At 68.3% G+C, this 19,420-nt stretch carries 19 protein-coding genes; 8 read left to right on the forward strand and 11 right to left on the reverse strand.

Annotated features, from left to right (window positions below; genetic code table 11):
• The 5 genes from leuS to ACK5F2_RS18085 form a co-directional block, all read left to right on the forward strand.
• Positions 1 to 1,903, forward strand: a 1,903-nt coding sequence (gene leuS / locus ACK5F2_RS18065) for a leucine--tRNA ligase (RefSeq protein WP_409867248.1), incomplete at its 5' end; no start/stop codon positions are given.
• Positions 1,903 to 2,403 carry an LPS assembly lipoprotein LptE gene (gene lptE, locus ACK5F2_RS18070; protein WP_409867251.1) on the forward strand — a complete coding sequence of 167 codons (501 nt, stop codon included), beginning with the start codon at positions 1,903 to 1,905 and terminating at the stop codon, positions 2,401 to 2,403. The genes leuS and lptE, both read left to right, overlap by 1 nt.
• Before the next feature lie 10 nt (positions 2,404 to 2,413).
• A complete protein-coding gene (holA, locus tag ACK5F2_RS18075) occupies positions 2,414 to 3,487 on the forward strand; it encodes a DNA polymerase III subunit delta (protein ID WP_409867252.1) in 1,074 nt (357 codons plus the stop codon).
• Positions 3,488 to 3,644: 157 nt separating this feature from the next.
• Positions 3,645 to 4,205, forward strand: a complete 561-nt coding sequence (locus tag ACK5F2_RS18080; protein ID WP_409867254.1) for a methylamine utilization protein — start codon at positions 3,645 to 3,647, stop codon at positions 4,203 to 4,205.
• Positions 4,206 to 4,215: 10 nt separating this feature from the next.
• Positions 4,216 to 6,633, forward strand: a complete 2,418-nt coding sequence (locus tag ACK5F2_RS18085; RefSeq protein ID WP_409867257.1) for a putative bifunctional diguanylate cyclase/phosphodiesterase — start codon at positions 4,216 to 4,218, stop codon at positions 6,631 to 6,633.
• 27 nt (positions 6,634 to 6,660) lie between these two features.
• On the opposite strand, the gene ACK5F2_RS18090 is transcribed toward ACK5F2_RS18085, so the two are convergent.
• The 9 genes from ACK5F2_RS18090 to ACK5F2_RS18130 form a co-directional block, all read right to left on the reverse strand.
• The gene (locus tag ACK5F2_RS18090) at positions 6,661 to 9,408 is read right to left on the reverse strand and encodes an ATP-binding protein (protein ID WP_409867259.1); all 2,748 of its coding nucleotides are present in this window, start codon (positions 9,406 to 9,408) and stop codon (positions 6,661 to 6,663) included.
• Positions 9,409 to 9,458: 50 nt separating this feature from the next.
• On the reverse strand, positions 9,459 to 10,385 hold the full coding sequence (locus ACK5F2_RS18095; RefSeq protein ID WP_409867262.1) for a 2-hydroxyacid dehydrogenase: 927 nt from the start codon (positions 10,383 to 10,385) through the stop codon (positions 9,459 to 9,461).
• Between the two features lie 4 nt (positions 10,386 to 10,389).
• Positions 10,390 to 10,890: a CinA family protein gene (locus tag ACK5F2_RS18100; RefSeq protein WP_409867263.1), complete on the reverse strand. Its 501-nt coding sequence runs from the start codon at positions 10,888 to 10,890 to the stop codon at positions 10,390 to 10,392.
• Positions 10,891 to 10,897: 7 nt separating this feature from the next.
• The gene (locus ACK5F2_RS18105) at positions 10,898 to 11,488 is read right to left on the reverse strand and encodes a phosphatidylglycerophosphatase A (RefSeq protein ID WP_409867266.1); all 591 of its coding nucleotides are present in this window, start codon (positions 11,486 to 11,488) and stop codon (positions 10,898 to 10,900) included.
• Between the two features lie 5 nt (positions 11,489 to 11,493).
• Positions 11,494 to 12,459 carry a thiamine-phosphate kinase gene (gene thiL / locus ACK5F2_RS18110; RefSeq protein WP_409867267.1) on the reverse strand — a complete coding sequence of 322 codons (966 nt, stop codon included), beginning with the start codon at positions 12,457 to 12,459 and terminating at the stop codon, positions 11,494 to 11,496.
• 50 nt (positions 12,460 to 12,509) lie between these two features.
• Positions 12,510 to 13,010: a DUF2059 domain-containing protein gene (locus ACK5F2_RS18115; RefSeq protein WP_409867269.1), complete on the reverse strand. Its 501-nt coding sequence runs from the start codon at positions 13,008 to 13,010 to the stop codon at positions 12,510 to 12,512.
• Positions 13,011 to 13,152: 142 nt separating this feature from the next.
• The gene (gene udk / locus ACK5F2_RS18120) at positions 13,153 to 13,797 is read right to left on the reverse strand and encodes a uridine kinase (protein ID WP_133602008.1); all 645 of its coding nucleotides are present in this window, start codon (positions 13,795 to 13,797) and stop codon (positions 13,153 to 13,155) included.
• A gap of 39 nt (positions 13,798 to 13,836) precedes the next feature.
• Positions 13,837 to 14,577, reverse strand: a complete 741-nt coding sequence (locus tag ACK5F2_RS18125; RefSeq protein ID WP_409867272.1) for a glutathione S-transferase N-terminal domain-containing protein — start codon at positions 14,575 to 14,577, stop codon at positions 13,837 to 13,839.
• A gap of 39 nt (positions 14,578 to 14,616) precedes the next feature.
• Complete coding sequence (locus ACK5F2_RS18130) at positions 14,617 to 15,108, reverse strand: GreA/GreB family elongation factor (RefSeq protein WP_409867275.1); 492 nt, start codon at positions 15,106 to 15,108, stop codon at positions 14,617 to 14,619.
• Positions 15,109 to 15,272: 164 nt separating this feature from the next.
• Between ACK5F2_RS18130 and ACK5F2_RS18135 the strand changes: the two genes are divergently transcribed.
• Genes ACK5F2_RS18135 through ACK5F2_RS18145 form a run of 3 tightly spaced genes read left to right on the forward strand, consistent with a single transcriptional unit; the run spans position 15,273 to position 17,526 of the window.
• Positions 15,273 to 16,442: a hypothetical protein gene (locus tag ACK5F2_RS18135; protein ID WP_409867278.1), complete on the forward strand. Its 1,170-nt coding sequence runs from the start codon at positions 15,273 to 15,275 to the stop codon at positions 16,440 to 16,442.
• Entirely contained in the window at positions 16,439 to 16,828 is a 390-nt protein-coding gene (locus tag ACK5F2_RS18140; protein ID WP_409867280.1) for a hypothetical protein, read from the forward strand. The genes ACK5F2_RS18135 and ACK5F2_RS18140 overlap by 4 nt, the downstream gene beginning before the upstream one ends.
• Complete coding sequence (locus ACK5F2_RS18145; RefSeq protein ID WP_409867283.1) at positions 16,825 to 17,526, forward strand: hypothetical protein; 702 nt, start codon at positions 16,825 to 16,827, stop codon at positions 17,524 to 17,526. Before ACK5F2_RS18140 ends, ACK5F2_RS18145 begins: the two co-directional genes overlap by 4 nt.
• 225 nt (positions 17,527 to 17,751) lie before the next feature.
• On the opposite strand, the gene ACK5F2_RS18150 is transcribed toward ACK5F2_RS18145, so the two are convergent.
• Positions 17,752 to 18,534, reverse strand: a complete 783-nt coding sequence (locus tag ACK5F2_RS18150) for a hypothetical protein (RefSeq protein ID WP_409867285.1) — start codon at positions 18,532 to 18,534, stop codon at positions 17,752 to 17,754.
• Positions 18,535 to 18,639: 105 nt separating this feature from the next.
• Complete coding sequence (locus tag ACK5F2_RS18155; RefSeq protein ID WP_409867288.1) at positions 18,640 to 19,245, reverse strand: GNAT family N-acetyltransferase; 606 nt, start codon at positions 19,243 to 19,245, stop codon at positions 18,640 to 18,642.
• Positions 19,246 to 19,420 lie beyond the last annotated feature (175 nt).

A 19,420-nucleotide genomic window follows, 5' to 3' on the forward strand; every position in this document is an offset into this window, starting at 1 on the left:
GATCCAGGACGGCAAGCTCTACGTCTTCACGACCCGTGCCGACACCATCATGGGCGTGAGCTTCTGCGCCGTGGCGCCGGAGCATCCGCTGGCCGCGCATGCCGCCGCCGGCAATGCCGAGCTGGCCGCCTTCATCGAGGAATGCAAGCAGGGCGGCACGACCGAGGCCGAACTCGCCACGCAAGAGAAGAAGGGCATGCCCACCGGCCTGGTGGTCACGCACCCGCTGAGCGGCGCCCAGGTGCCGGTCTGGATCGGCAACTATGTGCTGATGAGCTATGGCGACGGCGCGGTGATGGGCGTGCCGGCGCATGACGAGCGCGACTTTGCCTTTGCCAACAAGTACGGCATAGCGATCAAGCAGGTCGTGGCTGTCGAAGGCCAGAGCTTCTCCACCACGGCCTGGGCCGACTGGTACGGCGACAAGACGCAAGGCGTCTGCGTCAACTCCGGCGTGCTGGACGGCCTGAGCCACAAGGCTGCCGTGGACAAGGTCGCCGAGCTCGTCGGCGCGAAGGGCCTGGGCGAGAAGAAGACCACCTGGCGCCTGCGCGACTGGGGCGTGAGCCGCCAGCGCTACTGGGGCACGCCCATCCCCATCATCCACTGCGAAGAGCACGGCGCCGTGCCGGTCCCCGAAAAGGACCTGCCGGTGGTACTGCCCGAGGAATGCATCCCGGACGGCAGCGGCAACCCGCTGGCCAAGCATGCCCACTTCCTGAACGTGCCCTGCCCGGTCTGCGGCAAGCCCGCCAAGCGCGAGACCGACACCATGGACACCTTCGTGGATTCGTCCTGGTACTTCATGCGCTATTGCGACGCGCAGAACCAGAACGCCATGGTCGGCGCCGGCACCGAATACTGGATGCGCCCCGGCGCCGTCATGGACCAGTACATCGGCGGCATCGAGCACGCCATCCTGCACCTGCTCTACGCCCGCTTCTGGACCAAGGTCATGCGCGATCTGGGCCTGGTCAAGATCGACGAGCCCTTCACCAAGCTGCTGACCCAGGGCATGGTGCTGAACCACATCTACTCGCGCCGCACGGACAAGGGCGGCATCGAGTACTTCTGGCCGCATGAGGTCGAGAACGTCTTCGACGAGAAGAGCGGCAAGATCATCGGCGCCAAGTTGAAGAGCGATGGCTCGGCCATCGACTACGAGGGCGTGGGCACCATGTCCAAGTCCAAGAACAATGGCGTGGACCCGCAGGAGCTGATCAACCAGTACGGCGCCGATACCGCCCGCCTGTTCGTGATGTTCGCCAGCCCGCCGGAGCAAACGCTGGAGTGGAACGATGCCGGCGTGGAAGGCGCGCACCGCTTCCTCAAGCGCGTCTGGGGCTTTGCCGCCAAGAACGCCGAGGCCCTGAAGGCTGCGGGCAGCGACTTCGCCGCCCTGAGCGAAGAGGGCAAGGCCCTGCGCCGCGAGGTGCATCTGGTGCTCAAGCAGGTCAGCTACGACTACGAGCGCATGCAGTACAACACCGTGGTCTCCGGGGCCATGAAGCTGTTGAATGCGCTGGAAGGCTTCAAGGATGTGGGGCCCCAAGCCGCCGCCGTGCGCGAAGGCGTCTCGGTGCTGCTGCGCGTGCTCTACCCCGCCTGCCCGCACATCAGCCACACCCTGTGGCAGGACCTGGGCTTTGCCGCCGAACTGGGAGATCTGCTGGATGCCCCCTGGCCGCAGGTGGACGAAGGCGCCCTGGTGCAGGACCAGATCGAGCTGATGCTGCAGGTCAACGGCAAGCTGCGCGGTTCGCTGAAGGTGCCGGCCCAGGCCGACAAGGCCGCCATCGAGGCCGCCGCCCTGGCGCATGAGAAGTTCGCCGAGTTCAGCGAGGGCAAGCCGGCCAAGAAGGTCATCATCGTCCCCGGCCGCCTGGTCAACCTCGTCGTCTGATGGCACTGCGCCGCCGCACCCTCCTGCTCGCCACCCTGCCCCTGGGCCTGGCCGCCTGCGGCTTTGCGCCGCGGCGCGAGCCGGAGCTGCGCTTTCGCAGCCTGGGCCTGCAGGGCTTCAAGCCCGGCTCGCCCCTGGCGGCGGAGCTGCGACGCCAGTTGCTGGCGCGCAGCTCGGTGCAGGTACCCGAGGACTTCAACCGCGCGGAGCTGGTGCTGGAAGCGCGGCGCGACGACCGCGACAAGCGGGCCCTGGTGACCAGCAGCGCCGGCCAGGTGCGGGAGTGGGAGCTGCGCCTGCGCGTGGACTATCTCTTGCGCACCGCGTCCGGCGAAATCCTGCTGCCGCCCACCGAGCTGCGCCTGAGCCGCGAGATGAACTACACCGAAACCCAGGCCCTGGCCAAGGAGCAGGAAGAAGCCCAGCTCTTCCGCGCCATGCAGTCCGATGCGGTGACCCAGATCCTGCGCCGCCTGGCCACGGTGCGCCTCCCCGGCTGAGCCCCGCGCCGTGCAGATCCGCCCCGACGCACTCCAGGCCCAGCTGGCCAAGGGCCTCAAGCCCCTCTACACGGTCTACGGCGACGAACCCCTGCTGGCCCAGGAGGCCTGCGACGCCATCCGCGCCGCGGCCCGGGCCCAGGGCTATGGCGAGCGCAAGGTCTTCACCGTCAGCGGCGCCTATTTCGACTGGGGCCCGGTGCTGGGCGCGGCCCAGGCCCTGAGCCTGTTTGCCGAGCGCCAGTTCATCGAGATCCGCATCCCCTCGGGCAAGCCCGGCAAGGACGGCTCCGAGGCCCTGCAGCGCTACTGCGAGGCCCTGCCCGAGGACGTGGTCACCCTGGTCAGCCTGCCGCGCCTGGACAAGACCCAGATGAACGGCGCCTGGTTCGGCGCCCTGGACGCCCATGGCCTCACCGTGCGCGTGGACCCAGTGGAGCGCCGCGCCCTGCCGCAGTGGATTGCCCAGCGCCTGGCGGCCCAGGGCCAGCCCGTGGCCGAAGGCGAGGAGGGCCAGCGCGCCCTGGCCTTCTTTGCCGACCGGGTGGAGGGCAATCTGCTGGCCGCCCACCAGGAGCTGCAAAAGCTCGCCCTGCTGCACCCCCAGGGGCCGCTGAGCTTCGAGCAGATCGAGCAGGCCGTGCTGAACGTGGCGCGCTACGACGTGTTCAAGCTCAGCGAGGCCGTGCTGGCCGGCCAGCTCACCCGGGTGCTGCGCATGCTGGACGGCCTGCGCGCCGAGGGCGAGGCCGCCGTGCTGGTGCACTGGACCCTGGCCGAGGATGTGCGCGCCCTCAAGCGCGTGCGCGAGGCCGTGGAGGCCGGCAAGCCCCTGCCCATGGCCCTGCGCGAGGGCCGCATCTGGGGCGCCAAGGAAAAGCTCTTCGAGCGCATCGTGCCCGGCCTGCGCCTAGCCCAGCTCACGCCCCTGGTGGAGGCGGCCCAGGTCTGCGACGGCATCGTCAAGGGCCTGCGCCACCCTGGCTGGCCCCAGGAGCCCTGGGACGCTCTGCAGCGCCTGGCCCTGATGCTGATCGAGGTGGCCGCCGCCCCACGCGCGCCCAAGCTGGCCCTGCGGCCCTGAGCGTCCCCGGCGTTCCGTGGCCCGGAGGATGACACCCGGGCCCCGCCCCTATCCCTGCACACCCCATTGCGGCTAGAGTCAGTCCCATTGCGACGAACGGCCCTGCCCGCCAAAAAGTATGCGAGCGCTGTGGAGACTGGCACTGATTCTGGGGGGCTTGAGCGCTGCGCGCGCCGGCCTGGCCCTGCCCTGGACGTTTGAGGTGCGTGACAGCAAGGGCCAGCCCCTGGCCGAGGCCGTGGTCGCCGTTGAGCTGCAGGGGCAGGCACGCATGGCGCCGCGCGGCGCGCGGGCCGAGATGGTGCAACGCGAGCGCCAGTTCCAGCCCGCCGTCCTGACGGTTCAGACGGGCACGGCGGTGTACTTCCCCAACTTCGACACCGTGCGCCACCACGTCTATTCCTTCTCGCCGATCAAGCCCTTCGACATCAAGCTCTACTCGGGCACACCGGCCGAACCCATCGTGTTCGACAAGCCCGGCGTCGCGGCCCTGGGCTGCAATATCCACGACCGCATGAGCGCCCATATCGTCGTCGTCGACACGCCCCTGTTCGCCCTCACCGACGCCACGGGGCGCGTGCAACTGGACCTGCCGCCCGGGCAGCACAGCGTGCGCCTGTGGCATGCCAGCCTGCGCAAGCCCCTGCTGCAGACGCGCAGCCTGAACGTCAGGCCCCAGGATCCGGCCCTGAGTTCCCTACAGCTCGTCGAGGATTGAGACGCGCCGCATGAAGAGCCGCCTGCCCGCCTTTCTCAATCTGCGCCGCATCGAGGGCCGCATCGTCGCGCTCTTTCTGGCGCTGCTGCTGCTGGTGCAGCTCGCCAGCCTCGCCTTCACGCGCCAGACCATACAGGCCAACGCCGAGCGCGCCATCGACGCCAAGCTGGCCACGGCCGGCCGCATGATGCAGCGCCTGCTGGTGCAGCAGGTCACCCGCGAGAGGGCCGCCGCGGAGTTGCTGGCGGCCGACTGGGGCTTCCGCGAGGCCCTGGGCCGCGGCCATCTCGAACAGCAGGACCGCGACACCATCCGCGACGCCCTGGCCAACAACGGCGAGCGTGTGGGCGCGGCCCTGGTCGCCTATCTCGACCTGGATGGCCGTCTGGTCACCGCCACCCGACCCGATGTCGAGGGCCTGCTGGGCACCCTGGGGCGCAGCAGCGAGGGCGAACTCCCCGCCCTGGTGCCGCTCAATGGCCAGCTGCTGCAGCTGGTCGCGGTGCCCGTGAAGGCGCCAACCCTGATGGGCCATGTGCTGATGGGCTTTGCCCTGGACGACACGCCGCTGCAGGACCTCAAGCGCCTGGTCAATGTCGACGCCATGTTCCTGAGCGCCGAACCGGGCCGGCCCTGGACCGAGCTTGTCTCCCTGCTGGACCCGCGCGAACGCGAGCAGATCGGCGCCGTGCTGAATGCGCAGGAGCCGGGCGTCTCGGTGCTGCGCAGCTGGGGCGATCAGCGCTGGCAGGTGCGGCTGATGAGCCTGCCTCTGCTGGCCACGCCTGCGGCCACGCAGACCCGGGCCGCCGTGGCCATGTGGGCCTCGGTGGATGAGGAGATGGCCCCCTACCGCCAGCTGCAGCTCAGCCTGCTGGCGCTGACCCTGGCCGGTCTGGCCGCCTTTGCCGTGGGCAGCATCTTCACGGCCCGCCGCATCAGCCGGCCCATCACGGCCCTGGCCCAATCGGCCAAGCGACTGGGCCGCGGCGATTACGAGACCCCCATCTCGGCCCCCTCCACGCTGGGCGAGGTGAGCGAGCTGGCCGGCGCCTTTGAGGCCATGCGCCACGACATCCGCGACCGCGAGGCCCAGGTGCACCGCCTGGCCTTCTGGGACCCGCTCACCGGCCTGCCCAACCGCGGGCAGTTCGGCCCGCGCCTGGCCGAACGCCTGGCACAAGCCCAAGAGCGCCCCTGCGCCGTGCTGATGCTGGATCTGGACCGCTTCAAGCATGTGAACGATGTGATGGGCCATGCTTTTGGCGATCGCCTGCTGCGCAGCGTGGCCGCACGCCTGCAGGCCCTGCAGTTCGGCAGCGGCTTCCTGCTGGCACGCCTGGGCGGCGACGAGTTCGCCATGCTGCTGGACCAGGCCGATGAAGCGGGCGCCCTGGATCTGGCGCGGCGCATCCACCAGGACTTTGAAACCCCCTTGCGCATCGACGACCAGACCGTGGACCTGGGCGCCAGCCTGGGCGTCGCCCTGGCCCCGGAACACGGCCGCGAGGCCGGCACCCTGCTGAGCCGGGCCGAGCTCGCGATGTATGCCGCCAAGCGCCGCCAGAGCGGCAGCATGGTCTACCACAGCGCCCTGGACGCCGGCAGCCAGGAGGCGCTGTCCCTGCTGGGCGAACTCCGGCGCGCCATCGAGCAGGACGAGCTGCGGCTCTACCTGCAGCCCAAGGTGGACTTGCGCAGCGGCCAGATCCACAGCGCCGAAGCCCTGCTGCGCTGGCAGCATCCGCAGCGCGGTCTGGTGCCGCCCCTGCAGTTCATTCCCTTTGCCGAGCAGACCGGCTTCATCCGTCAGCTCACCGCCTGGGTGATCGAGGCCTCGGCCCGCAAGGCCCGCGAGGCCCATGCCCAGGGCCTGCCCCTGCGCATCAGCGTCAATCTCTCCACGCGCGATCTGCTGGACCAGGAGCTGCCGGCCAAGATCGCCGAGCAGCTGGCCCGCCAGGAGGCGACGCCCGCCATGCTGTGTCTGGAGATCACCGAGAGCGCCATCATGGACGACCCGCAGCGTGCGCTGAACACGCTCACCACCCTCAGTGGCATGGGGTTCAGGCTGTCCATCGACGACTTCGGCACCGGCTATTCCTCCCTGGCCTATCTCAAGCATCTGCCGGTCAACGAGCTCAAGATCGACCAGAGCTTTGTGATGGCCATGGAGCGCAACGACGCCGATGCCAAGATCGTGCGCTCCACCATCGAGCTGGCCCACAACCTGGGGCTGGACGTGGTGGCCGAGGGCGTCGAGACCCTGGCCCACTGGCGCCTGCTGGCCGCCCTGGGCTGCAACGAGGGTCAGGGTTACGGCATCGGCCGCCCCATGCCCGCGGCCGACTTCCTGCCCTGGCTGGCGCGCTGGCAGGCGCCCGCGCTGGACGCCACCGACACGGCCAACAAGACCGCAGCCGCCTGAGTCCTGGCGCGCGGCCGCCTCACCGACTCAGGGCGTGCGCAGCGGCAGGGACATGATGAAGCGGCTGCCGCGTCCCGGCGCGCTGTGGGCATGGATCTCGCCCCCCAGCACATGGCAGACGATGGTGTGGCAGATGGCCAGGCCCAGTCCATTGCCACCCTGGCCGAAGCGGGTGGAAAAGAAAGGGTCGAACACCCGCTCCAGCACCGCCTCGCTCATGCCGCGCCCGTTGTCGCGCACCTCCAGCCGGCAGCGCCCCTCGTCCAGCAGCGCCGCCAGCACCGTCACCACACCGGGTCGCCCGGGCTCCAGCCCGTGCAGCAGGGCATTGCCGACCAGGATCTCCAGCGCCTGACCCAGGGGGCCGGGGTAGCTGTCCAGCCGCAGCTGCGCATCGATCTCAAGACGTAGGGCATGTCCCGCGCGCGCGGCCTGGGCCGCCAGGGGCTGCAAGCGCTCGCCCGCCAGCTCGGCCAGGGCGAACTGGCGGCGCTGCTGGACATCCCGCTCCTGCACCACCTGCTTGAGGTTGTCCACCAGGCTGGCGGCGCTGTGCATATTGCGCTCGATCATCTCCAGGCCGCTGAGCGAGTCGCGCGCATAGCTCTGCCAGTCGCTGCGCCGCAGCGCAGCACCGTCCTCCACCCGCTGCGCCAGCTGACGGGTCGCCCCCAGCAAGGTACCGGTGGCCAGCAGGCTGTTGCCAATCGGTGTGTTGATCTCGTGCGCCACACCCGCCACCAGGGCCCCCAGGGCCGCCAGCTTCTCCTGGGCCAGCAGCTGGCGCTGCAGGGCCGAGAGGCGCTGATAGGCGTGGGCATTCTCCAGGGCGATGGCGGCATAGGCCGCCAGGCTGCGCAGGATCAGCTGCTCGCGCTCGCCATAGGCCGCGCTGCGCGGCGACTGCAGGCTCAGCACGCCCACCAGGCGCTGCGCCACCATCAGGGGCATGAAGACCAGGCTCTGCGGCTGCGGCGTGTCGGCCACCTGGGCGGCCAGGGCCAGCTCGTCGGGCGCATCCAGCACGAACTCGCGGCGCTCGCGCGCGCAGCGGGCCACATAGGAGTCGGGCGCATCCAGGGGAATGGGCGGGTCGTGAAAAGGCTCGCCGTCCTCCACACCGAACTCGCACAGAAGGCGGCTGCCACTCTCGTCCAGCAGATAGACCATCATGCAGCTGGCATGCAGCAGGGCGTGCACACGCCGCTCCAGCACCTCCAGCACCCGCTCCACCTGCAGCTCGGCCGTGATCTCCTGACCCACGCTGCTCAGATGCTGCAGCACCGCATGCGCGTCCTTCAAGGTCTCGAAGCGCGCCGCCTCCGAGGCCGCCAGGCGGCGCAGATGCTCGCTCTCGGCGCGGGCCCGCTCGATCTGGTGATGGGTGTGCATGGCGCGCGAGCGCTGGCGGGCATCCTCGCTGAAGCCCTGCTCGCGAAGCTCGCCGGCCCGGCGCGAGAGCTCGAAGGCCGCCTCGTACTGGCCCTGGGCCGCATGCGCGCGCGCGGCGCCATCCAGCAGGGCCGGCGGCAGGCGGTAGCCGGGCAGGGCCTGGGCATCCTCCAGGGCCTGGGCATAGCACTGGCGCGCGGCCTCGGCGCGCCCCAGGCGCAGCAGCAGCTCGCCCAGCTGGCCGCGCAGCTCCGGCAGCTGGCCGCGCTCATGCTGGGACTGGCACAGGGCCAGGGCCTGCTGCACGGCCTGCACCGCCTCCTCGGCCCGGTCCAGGGCCGGCAGGGCGCGGGCACACCCCCGGGCGGACTCGATCTGCAGATCGATCCAGCCCCCTGTCTGGGCCTCGCGCCCCAGCTGCTCAAAGCCCTGCAGCGCGGACTGGGTATCGCCCAGATCCATGGACACATCGGCCAGATACTGCCGGCCCAGGGCCGTGGTGCGGGCCTGGGGCCGGGCCGCCTGCAGCTGCAGGCATTCCTGCAAGAGCTCGCGCGCCTCGCCCAGCTGACCCAGGCGGCGCAAGGCCTCGCCGGTGTGGGCCAGACACAGGCTGATCATGCCCGGCCAGCGCGCCGAGCGCGCCAGCTCCAGCGCACGCCGCAGCCAGTCGATCGCGCTCTCGTAATCGTGCATCCGGGTGAAGGTGAAACCCAGATTGGTGGCCAGGGCAATGGCCCGCCGCAGCTGGCCGCTGTGCAGGGCCTGGCTGTAGGCGGCGGAGCAGCACTCGATGGATTCCAGGAACTGCCCGCCCAGGGCCGCCAGCATGCCGCGAAAGTCATTGAGCGCCGCGGCACACAGGGCATCGGCCTCATCGGCCGCAGGCAGGCTGTCGGCCCAGCGCGACTCGGCTGCGGCACGGTCGCGCAGCACCTCGGCGCGCGCCAGGCTGGCCTCGAACACCAGTCGGCGGCGCGCATCGCCCCCGCGCTCGGCCAGGGCGATGGCCCGCTCCAGCGCGCGGTGCAGGCCCGGGGTGTCGCCGCGGTCGGCCGCCAGGTAGTAATGCAGCCACTGCACATCGGCCAGGCCCACGGCATCGTCCACCGCCGCAAAGCCCTGCTCGGCCCGCTGCAGCAGGCCTGCCGCCTCGTCCAGCCGCCCCAGCAGCAGCACGCATTCGGCCTCGGTCAGCCACAGCCGCGGCGAGGGCGGCACGCTGCGCAGCAGCTGCAGGGCCCGGGCCGTGTCGCGCTGGCGCAGGGCCCAGGCCAGCTCCAGGGCCAGCCCCGACTCGGGTGCCGCCCGGTAACGCGCCTCCAGGGCCTGCACGGCCTCCTCGGTGGCAAACATCTCGATCAAGGCCTGGACTGCAGCCATATCGCACGTGATCTTTTTATCCCAACGTGCAGCAAGGCTAACCCAGATACTCAGTAACCGCGCTCCCGTTTGACCCCATGGGCCGGGGGGCTTCCGGCGCGCCAGGCCCGCACATTGGCGGCCACCAGGGCGGCGGCGCTGCGCGCATCGGTCTGGGCCGCGGTGTGGGGCAGCACGGTGATCTGCTCATGGCCCCAGAAGGCATGTTCGGGCGGCAGGGGCTCCTGCTGGAACACGTCCAGCACCGCGTGGCCCGGCCGGCCCTGGGCCAGGGCAGCCAGCAGATCGGCCTCCTGCACATGGGCGCCGCGCGCCAGGTTCACCAAGCCGGCCCCGGGCTTGAAGCGGGCCAGGCGCGCCGCGTCAAAGAGCCCGCGCGTGGCCGCGGTCAGGGGCAGCAGATTGATCACGGTATCGGCCTCGGCCAGGGCGGCATCCAGCACCTCCAGGCCGCCATGCAGGCAGCGCACGCCGGCCAGCTCCGCCGGGCTGCGGCTGTAGCCGCTCACCGCATAGCCCTGGGCCGCCAGCAGCTGGGCCACGCGGCCGCCCAGCTCGCCCAGGCCCAGCACCAGCACCCGCCACTCGGCGGCGCGCGGCTGGGCGGGCTGGCGCCATTCGCGGCGGCGCTGCTGCGCCTGCACCTGGAAGAAGCCGCGATGCAGGCCCAGCACGGCCCACAGCGCGGTCTGGGGCATGGCCTCGTTCATGGCCGGGTCCACCATGCGCGCCAGCGGAATGCCCGGCGGCAGGGTCTCGTCCGCCAGCAGCTTCTCCACCCCGGCCCAGAGCGACTGGATGAAGCCCAGGCGCGGCAGGCCCTGCAGCGCACCGGGCGCCGGATTGGCCACCACGGCGATCTCCACCTCGGGCTCGGGCGCCAGCACAAAGCGCTCCTCGGGCAGGGCGGCGCTGAGCAGGGCCAGCCACTGATCGCGCTCGGCCTCGGGCCAGCGCCCGCTCAGCAGAATGCTCATGGGCTCAGGCTTCCCGGTCTTCCAGGGCCTCGCACAGGGCCATCAGGCCCGAGCGCAGGGTGGCGACGCGCACCGCATGGCGGTCGCCCGCGAAATGCCCCGGCCAGCCCTGGGGCGGCTCGCCGCCATGAGCCAGGGCCAGCCAGACCGTGCCCACCGGCTTGTCGGCGCTGCCACCGCTGGGGCCGGCAATGCCGGTGACGGCCAGGGCCCAGTCCAGCGGCGCATGGGCCAGCAGGCCGCGCGCCATATGGGCGGCCACCTCGGCGCTGACCGCGCCATGCAGATCGATCAGGGCCGGCGGCACGCCCAGCAGCTCGGTCTTGGCCTGGTTGCTATAGCTCACCACGCCGCGCTCGAACCACTGGCTGGAGCCCGAGAGGCTGGTGCAGGCCGCGGCGATCAGGCCACCGGTGCAGCTCTCGGCCGTGCCCATGCACTCGCGGCGCCGGATCAGGGCCACCGCGATGCGCTCGATCAGCTCATGTTCTTCGGGAAACAGCATGGCTCGCTCACCCCACAAGACTGCGCCACAAGGCGATGACGAGCAGGGTACATCCGGCCGCCACGAAATCGTCGAACAAGATGCCAAAGCCCTGGGCCCAGCCCACGGGCCGGCCACGCTGGCCCTTGAACAGGCCGTCGGCCCAGCGCACGGGCCCGGGCTTGGCCGCATCGAAGAAGCGGAACAGGGCAAAGGCCAGGGCCTGGCCCCAGAAGCCGGTGGGCATCACCAGCCACAGCACCGCCCAGAAGGCCAGCACCTCGTCCCAGACGATGGCGCCCGGATCGGGCGTGCGCAGGTTGCGGGCGGTCACGGTGCAGGCCCACCAGCCCAGCAGGGTGCCGCCGCCGATCAGCCAGCCCCAGTGCGCATCGCTGAGCCAGACATCCAGCACCAGAAAAGCCGCCCAGGCCCAGAGCGTGCCCACCGTGCCCGGCGCCTTGGGCGCCAGGCCGCTGCCAAAACCCAGGGCGATCCAGTGCGCCGGATGGCGCAGCATGAAGCCGGCCGTGGCGCGGCGTGGGGCCAGGTCTTGCTCGGGAGCGCTGGCCTGTGCCGGGCTGGCCGGCGAATCGGCGTCAGTGTTGCTGCTGCTCATCGTCATCAGCTCTTGAAATGGTCGAAGGCGGCCACGCGCCAGTCCAGGGCCCGGCCCTGGGCATCGAGCAGGCGCAGGCCCGGCTCGGCCTCCAGCCGGCCCACCAGGGTGACCGGCGTGGCGCTGGCCGCGCTGGCCGCCTGCACTGCGGCGCGGGCCGCGGGCGGGGCGCTGAAGACGAGCTCGTAGTCATCGCCCCCGGAGAGGGTGCACAGGCGCTGCAGCTCAAGCGCCTGGCGCGCCAGCGCCGGCCCGCGCGGCAGGGCATCGGCTTTCACCGTGGCGCCCAGGCCGGAGCGCGCCAGCACATGGCCCAGATCGCCCACAAAACCGTCCGACACATCGATGGCGCTGTGCGCCAGGCCGCGCAGGGCCTGGCCCAGGGCCACGCGGGGCTGGGGGCATTCCATGGCGCGCCGGGCGGTCTCGAAGTCTTCGGCGCTCAGCGACACGGTGCCGCGGAAGGCCTCCAGGGCCAGGCGCGCATCACCCAGGCTGCCCGAGACATAGAGATCGTCGCCCGCCCGCGCACCGCTGCGCAGCAGGGCCTGGCCGGCCGGGGCCTCGCCCATCACGGTGATGCAGATATTCAGCGGGCCGGCCGTGGTGTCGCCCCCCACCAGGGCAATGCCGTGGGCATCGGCCAGCGCGAACAGGCCGCGCGCAAAGCCATCCAGAAAGGCCTCGTCCGCTCGCGGCAGGGCCAGGGCCAGGGTGAAGGCCCGCGGCGTGGCGCCGCAGGCGGCCAGGTCCGAGAGATTCACCGCCAGGGCCTTGTGGCCCAGGCGCTCCGGCGCCACGGTGGACAGGAAGTGCCGGCCCTCGACCAACATATCGGTCGAGACCAGCCATTGCGCGCCCGGTGTCGGGCCGATCACGGCACAGTCGTCGCCAATGCCGAGCGCAACACCCGGCTGCGGCGCCCTGGTGTCGCGCGTGAAGAAGCGTTTGATCAGGTCGAATTCACCCATGGGGTGGATTGTCTCAGCCTGGGCCTGCTGCGCGGGCAGGCCGACGCGACTCAGCGAGCGCTGGAAAGCTTGGCTTCTTTGATGGCCTCTTCCATGGCCGCCTGCATGCGCGGAATGGCGGCCTGCATCAGGGTCTGGGACAGCTGCATGGACTTCTGCATCACCACCGGCATCTTGTGGATCAGGGCCTGACCCGACGGGCTGGCATAGAAGCTGAGCATGCCATCGACCTCCGACTGTTCGAAGGTGTCCTGGTAGAGCTTGACGAACTGCGGCTTGAGCGTCTGCCAATTCATCTCGCTGCGCATCACGCCGATGAACTTCGCGGGCACGGCATCCAGCAGACGCTGCTGCTCTTCGCTCAAGGTCTTGCCTCGGGTGGCCTGCTGCATGCCAGCCCGCATCATCTGTTCCATGTGGACGAACATGGCATCCATCATCGACTCGGCCTTGGTCACCTGCAGCAGGGCCTCCACCGAGGCCTGGCTGGCGGGGGCGGCATGCACGGCACAGGCGCTCGCCAGGGCCAGGGAGAGGAGCAGTCGACGCATCTGAATTTCCTTGAGGGTCTCGGGTGTGGGCAGCGATACCGAGTGAACGGCACCGGGCGCACATCTTGCCAGCCCCGGTGCACGCATCATGCCCCCCGGAGTGGGGAAGCCCCGATCGGCGGCCGGCGGGCCGCGGCGCTCATCAGCCGCGCTGCGCGCCGTTCGACAGCAGGCTCATCACCTTGGTGGTGATGATGTCCACCGCCGGGCCATTGGCCCCGTGCGGCAGGATCACATCGGCATTGCGCTTGGTCGGCTCGATGAACTGCTTGTGCATGGGGCGCACCGTTTCCAGGTACTGGTTCACCACCGACTCGGTGCTGCGGCCCCGCTCCGAGATGTCGCGCTGCAGCCGGCGGATGAAGCGCACGTCCGAGGCCGTGTCCACATAGATCTTCAGCGACATGGTGTTGCGCAGCTTGGTGTCGTACAGGGCGAACAGGCCCTCCACCACGATCACCGGCGCGGGCTTCACGGTGATGGTCTCGCGGGACCGGTTGTGGGCCGCAAAGTCATACACCGGCATTTCGATGGCCTCACCCTTGCGCAGCGCGGCCAGGTGCTGGGCCATCAGCGGCCAGTCAAAGGCATCCGGGTGGTCGTAGTTCTGATTGCAGCGCTCCTCGGGCGGCATGTGCGACTGGTCGCGGTAGTAGTCGTCCTGCATCACCACCGCCACGTTCTCCGCCCCGATGGCGGCCACCACCTGGCGCGTCACGGTGGATTTGCCGCTGCCGCTGCCCCCAGCGACACCGATGACGAAAGGCTTGTGAGGGTTTTTGGGCATGGTGTGTGGGGCGGCTTTGCAAAGAAAAGGCCCGGGACTTTACAACTGGATGACGGAATTATCCGCGGGCGGCTTGTGCATGCAGGCCAGGAACAGCGGGGCGCTGAGCCAGCCCTCCAGCCAGGCCCGCAGCGCGCTCAGGTCCAGGCTGGCGAACCAGGGCGGGTCCACCGCGGCGAACTGCCGCACAAAGGGCATCAGGGCCAGGTCGGTGGCGCAGGGCGTGGCGCCGCCCAGGAAGGGCGCGGCGCCGTCTTGCAGCCGCCGCTCCAGGGGGCGCAAGAGCAAGTCCACGGCCCTGTCGCGGTGGGCCTCGGGCGGCGCCGGCTCGCCGGGCTCGCTGGCATAGCGCTGGGGATACTTCCAGCGGTCCAGATGGCGCTTGAAGTCGCCGTCATTGAGCTGCAGCAGCGCGAGGTTCTCGGGGGTCTGCGCCCGCGCCCACCAGCCCTGCGCATCGGGGGGCGCTGTTGTCGTCGCCGCGGCCTCCAGCAGCGCCCAGCGCATGATCTCCCAGCTCTCCTCGATCACGCGGCCGTCCGGCAGCTGCAGCACGGGCACCGTGCCCTTGGGCGACAGGGCCAGCAAGCCGGCCGGCTTGTCGCGCAAGCTGATCTCCACCGCCTCGAAGGTCTGCCCAGCCTGCAGCAAGGCCATGCGTGCGCGCATGGCGTAGGGGCAGCGGCGGAAGGTGTAGAGCCGCGGCAGGGACGGCGCCGCGGGCCCCAGCGCGGGGTCTGCGGAAGCTGGGGCTGTGGGCGTGGGGGTGGGTGCGTGCATGGCCAAAACAAGACTTTTGTTTGTTTGTTTGCGTGCAGATCAATCGACCCGCAGCACCTCGAACTGCTGCCGGCTTGCCGCCACCTGGATGCTCACCTCATCCCCCTCGTGCTTGCCCAGCAGGGCCCGGCCCAAGGGGGCGGCGCCGCTGATGACCTGCACCCACTGGCCGCCCTCCAGCGCCAGCTTCATGCTGCCGCCGTCCGGGCCCAGAAACAGCAGCTGCTGTTTCTCATCGTCATCGACATGGCCCAGGCAGACCAGGGCGCCGAGCTGTATGCCTTGGCCCGCGTCGTAAGCGCGGGGGCGGAACTGCTGCCACTGGCCGATGGCCTGGCGTATGGCCTCGGCGCGGCGCGCCTGGCCGGTGGCCAGGTACGAGGCTTCGAGCCCCAGCGTGTCGTATTTGCTCTCGGCGATGTTCTCCTCGTGAGTCGCCGTTTCATGCGCCGTGCGCGCGCCCTGCTCGGCCTGCAGCAGGTCTTGGGTCAGCCGCTCCAGCACCAGCCGCTGCAGCAAGAGTTTGTCCATGGTGAAAGGGAAGTGAACTGCCGCGATTCTCGCGGGGTTCGAGCTAAAGGCCTGCCTCAATAACGCCAATGAAGCGTGGCGGCAGACTTGCCCGCGGTTGATGCAGACCTTCCCTCAGTCGTTATCATGCGGTGAACAAATACGAGATACCCCAGGGAGGGATCATGAAGAACCCGTCGCACGGTACCGCGGCAGGCACGATTGCTGCACGCGACCGCGTCGTTCAGATTCTGGAGCTACTGGAGACGCGGATGCTCCATTCGTCAGCTCGCCCGCTCATCGCCTCCACCGGCATGCACGCAAGTCGTGGATGGACCGAGACCCTAAGTCGAGCCCGACTGGATGTACACAGCGACGCGGTCTGGAACCAAGCGTACAAGTCGCTCAGCTTAGTGGCGATCAACCACACCTACGTTGGCAACAAACACGTACATATCTACGACTTGCGGGAGCAAGGCGAGGCAGCCAAGAAAGAAGTACTCGATTGGGCGAGGGTCAAGGCTATCTCCGACCTCCAGCCCATTTTGAAGAAACGCCCCTTCGACATCCTTGGAGCTCCGACCGTCAAGGACGGCCTCGAGCCGTTCAAGTCGGTCCCGCCGCAACTCATCGCGGCGGACTTTGTCGCGGATAAGTTGTACCTGCAGTTCTTCACGACGCGGGCTTATTCATTGCGAGAGGAACTCGACATCTCCAAGATGAGTGCTGCGCAGGCTAGGACGTTCGCGGAGTATCAGGAGCTCATCGGCGTTAAGTGGCGCCAGGTGCCATGCTTCGACACAGTGGTGGTGGACATCGGCAAGGAGCTGGTGGAGTTTCGGACCGACTTCCAGCCGGGGATGACCGAGGACAAGAAGGCGCTGCCTTACGTCGGGATCATGAACGAGTTGAACCGCATGACGACCAAGTTCATTGACAGGTCCGCCGTCAACGTCGGCTTGATGAACTTCTTCCCTGCCATCGACAAGCTTTACAGGGACCAGAGCTGTGGCCGAGTTACCGCCCTGGGTTTCGTCGCGACTAGCCGGGACACATCGTCGAACAACCACGGCCAGATCCATAGGCGCCGCACGCAGGATTTCCGCAAGGACCACTTTCATGTTGGTGGCAAGAAGGCAGTAAACGCCGTAACGCCGTACGCCATAGGCATTACCTGGGATCAGCCGGGCCAGAAAGCAGACCTGGGCCTAGAGTTGCGCGGTAGCGTTCGGGCAATCTACTCTGGCGCCGACCAGGGGGTTGCGATGGCCGAAATCATGGGTTGCATGGATGCCTCTGATTACGAGTTCGTGGTCGGCCATATGCTGAACCGGCTGTCGAGAAGGCCAAAGTGAGCGTGACCGAGGCAATCCAAAATGACTGGGCCAATGAGCCCGGCGTGAGGGACGCTTGCCTGCGTGTTTTGCAGGCCTTGACCAACGAAGAAAAACGGCTCGATCACTACTCCTTCGGCGACCTGCTGCGATTTGCTGCCGAGGACGATCAGAAGGTTGTCGCGCGGGCGGTGATGTACTTAGCTAACCCGAGCTTGCGGGTCCTCGAGACCTGTCTGATGTACGAGTTCCGAGGCTACTTCTACGACCTACCGAAAGAAGAAATTCAGCACTACGCGAAGGGTGAGGTGGTGTACCACCCAGAGCTCGGGCAGCCCCTGAGCTCGTCTGAAATCCTCGTCTGCTTTGCGCCCGGCGTCGGCCTGAAAGAACAGGCTGCTCGATGAATTTCTCGTTGAAAGACTTAGAGCGGTTGCAAGGGCGGCCAGTGGTACGGGCCGCGATGCGGCGCGAGCTGATTCGCGACGGTGTAGCTACGTACGGGGAGTTTGTTGACCAGCTATACGAGGACATCGACGCGGTCATCTTCAACATGCAAAGCGCGCCGGAGCTGCGCCAGAATGACTGCGAAGACAGGCTCAGCGGTGACATCCTCCATGGCTTGCGGCAACAAGGCTACAAAGGCTACCCGGATGTGAAGAGCGGGGGGCATGTGGACCTGACCATCGAGCTGGGGCCCTACACTTGGTTTGGTGAAGCGAAGAAGGACGGCAACTTCGACCAAGGGCTGCTGCAGCTTATGAGCCGCTACCGGCCAGCCTCCGGCAACTTCAGCCACGACCAGGGTGGGCTGATCTTCTACATGGTCGCGACGCCGAAAGCACGGGACGTGCTGAACAAATGGCTGGCAAAGCTCCATAGGATGGGACTTAACCCATGGAGTTGCTGCAAGAACCGATTGGCCGGCTTTTCAGTGCATGAAAACGACGCCACAGGCATGAGGGTCACTGTGCGAACCATGGCGGTAGCGCTCTACTTCAAGCCGCAGGACACCTCAGGCTTGAAGACTGTCAAGCGGAAGGCTGCGAAAGCCGCGAAAGCCTCACCTAGCGTGGAGGGGCATGAAGGGCCGACCATAAACTAGCAAGGCTGGGTCGGCCTGCCTTTATCGGCATGGCATTCTGACCTCCGACCTGAACTCAGGTCGATCGCAGAGGTTCGTGGCTTCATGGGTTCTTGACGCTATAGAAGCGCATCTGTCTGTGCTTTCACCATTGGTGAATCTCCGCCAAACAAACCTTGCTCAAAGCCCTAGATGATCGCTAGCAACTAGAGGACGGAGGCGGTGGATGGCGACGACTGAACCTACTCAGACAGTACCGGAGCGCCACCATACCCAGACGATACAGAAGAGTTGCCAAGCAATACAGCCTGCAGCCACCTGAGCAAGCAGCCGCGGAAAATTGTGCTGCAGGCCATCGTCGGTCGTGAGCAGAGCCGCTGGAATGGTTTTAACAAGCATCTGCAGCCACAAGCTTCGCGGGAGCACGTAGCACAGCCCCCCCATAGGGGAAGTTCCACCATAGGGCTCCATGGACTCGCCACGCTGATCTGTTGGGATCTTCAGCTGAACAATGGCTTGAAAGGTGCCATTTCGGCGGAGCGGCTTCGGTGAAACTGGGGAGGGTTCGCTGAAAGTCGCAAAGATTGAGGCCCTCCTATCGTTTTTGAGCTTGGTTCCGAGGGGAACCAGCTCATAAGCAGACTGGAGCGAGTGCCGTTGAATTGCGCGCATCAACTGCGGCGCGCCGTTGTTCCAGTGCTCGATATCTTCCTTGATCAGCTGGAACCGGAGCGGGGTCCACAACTTCTCCCAGACGTCAAGAAACCTCGGACGATCGATAGTCGCGCGTTCAGCCTTCGCCTGCTCGCTGGAATCCTGAATTGGGGCAGTTGAGAAACGGTGCCAGAGGTAGAACAGGACTGCGGCCGATACCGACCAAACCCGCCAGGGTTCGACTTTGCCGTTGTCATCGCCTATCAGCTTCAACAGGATCTGCATCGGCTGAATACCCAAGAAGGTCACCACGATCACCAGCGTGGAATACACCACCAGATTCCGCCTGACCTTGCCGTCTTCGTCGTCAATCAAGTTTTCCTCCCTGGCTCTTTTCCACTCGGCAGCGCCGTGGGCCCGCCAGCGCTCGGGTGACCGGTACCCACGAGTTCCGTCACTTCACGGCAACAACTGCGACCGCTACCCGGCCAACCCCCACACATACTCCTCATCATCCACCGCCTCCCCCCGAATCACATCGTTGCCGGGCAGGATGCGGTGGAAGTGAAAACCGGCCTTGAGCAGCACGCGGGCGGAGGCCTGGTTGCCCACGGTCACGGTGGCGGCGCAGCGCTGCATGCCGCAGCCGGCCAGGTGGGCCAGCACCGCGCTCACGGCCTCGCTGGCGTAGCCCTGGCCCCAGAAGGGGCTGAAGAAGTAGTAGCCGAGATTGGGGGCGACCAGCGCAGCTGCGACTCCACTCGCCTCTCCCTGCGCGGGCGCTTCAAGCACCAGCTCGGCATCCACACGCCCCAGCACCTGCCCGTCGCTGGCGCGGCGCACCGCCCAGGTGGGCCAGGCGCTGAGCCCGTCCGGCGAACGGTAGCCGCTGTGCACCAGGCAGCGCCAGTGCTCGGCCAGCTGGGCTTCGCTCGCGGGACGGCTCATGGAGATCCAGCGGTACAGGGCTTCGTCCTGCGTCAGAGCGGGATAGAAGGCCGGTGCATGGTGCTCGCCCAGGGGTTCGAGCCGCAGGCGCGGGCTGGACAGGGCGGCGCACAGGGCCCGCGCAGTCTCGGGTGGCATGGATGCTGGCATCGGCCGCAGTGTAGGAGGAGAGCGGGCGCGCGTGAGCGCCCCCCGCCCACCCCCAAGGCTCAGCGCAGCCCGGCGGCTCAGCGCAACACAGTCGGGCCCCCGCCCCCAGAGGGCGTGGGGCGTGTCGGCGCCCCCGGGCGCCTCGGCCCGCAGGGGCCCCCGG

Source organism: Roseateles sp., assembly GCF_046300915.1.
Taxonomy (GTDB): domain Bacteria; phylum Pseudomonadota; class Gammaproteobacteria; order Burkholderiales; family Burkholderiaceae_C; genus Kinneretia.

Excerpts from the sequence above, each read along its gene's own strand:
- ACK5F2_RS18135 (WP_409867278.1), top strand. The coding sequence starts at position 15,273 with ATGAAGAACCCGTCGCACGGTACCGCGGCAGGCACGATTGCTGCACGC.
- ACK5F2_RS18085 (WP_409867257.1), top strand. The coding sequence starts at position 4,216 with ATGAAGAGCCGCCTGCCCGCCTTTCTCAATCTGCGCCGCATCGAGGGC.
- ACK5F2_RS18145 (WP_409867283.1), top strand. The coding sequence starts at position 16,825 with ATGAATTTCTCGTTGAAAGACTTAGAGCGGTTGCAAGGGCGGCCAGTG.
- ACK5F2_RS18100 (WP_409867263.1), bottom strand. The coding sequence starts at position 10,890 with ATGCTGTTTCCCGAAGAACATGAGCTGATCGAGCGCATCGCGGTGGCC.
- udk (WP_133602008.1), bottom strand. The coding sequence starts at position 13,797 with ATGCCCAAAAACCCTCACAAGCCTTTCGTCATCGGTGTCGCTGGGGGC.
- ACK5F2_RS18095 (WP_409867262.1), bottom strand. The coding sequence starts at position 10,385 with ATGAGCATTCTGCTGAGCGGGCGCTGGCCCGAGGCCGAGCGCGATCAG.
- lptE (WP_409867251.1), top strand. The coding sequence starts at position 1,903 with ATGGCACTGCGCCGCCGCACCCTCCTGCTCGCCACCCTGCCCCTGGGC.
- ACK5F2_RS18090 (WP_409867259.1), bottom strand. The coding sequence starts at position 9,408 with ATGGCTGCAGTCCAGGCCTTGATCGAGATGTTTGCCACCGAGGAGGCC.
- thiL (WP_409867267.1), bottom strand. The coding sequence starts at position 12,459 with ATGGGTGAATTCGACCTGATCAAACGCTTCTTCACGCGCGACACCAGG.
- ACK5F2_RS18115 (WP_409867269.1), bottom strand. The coding sequence starts at position 13,010 with ATGCGTCGACTGCTCCTCTCCCTGGCCCTGGCGAGCGCCTGTGCCGTG.
- ACK5F2_RS18105 (WP_409867266.1), bottom strand. The coding sequence starts at position 11,488 with ATGAGCAGCAGCAACACTGACGCCGATTCGCCGGCCAGCCCGGCACAG.
- ACK5F2_RS18155 (WP_409867288.1), bottom strand. The coding sequence starts at position 19,245 with ATGCCACCCGAGACTGCGCGGGCCCTGTGCGCCGCCCTGTCCAGCCCG.
- ACK5F2_RS18125 (WP_409867272.1), bottom strand. The coding sequence starts at position 14,577 with ATGCACGCACCCACCCCCACGCCCACAGCCCCAGCTTCCGCAGACCCC.
- ACK5F2_RS18130 (WP_409867275.1), bottom strand. The coding sequence starts at position 15,108 with ATGGACAAACTCTTGCTGCAGCGGCTGGTGCTGGAGCGGCTGACCCAA.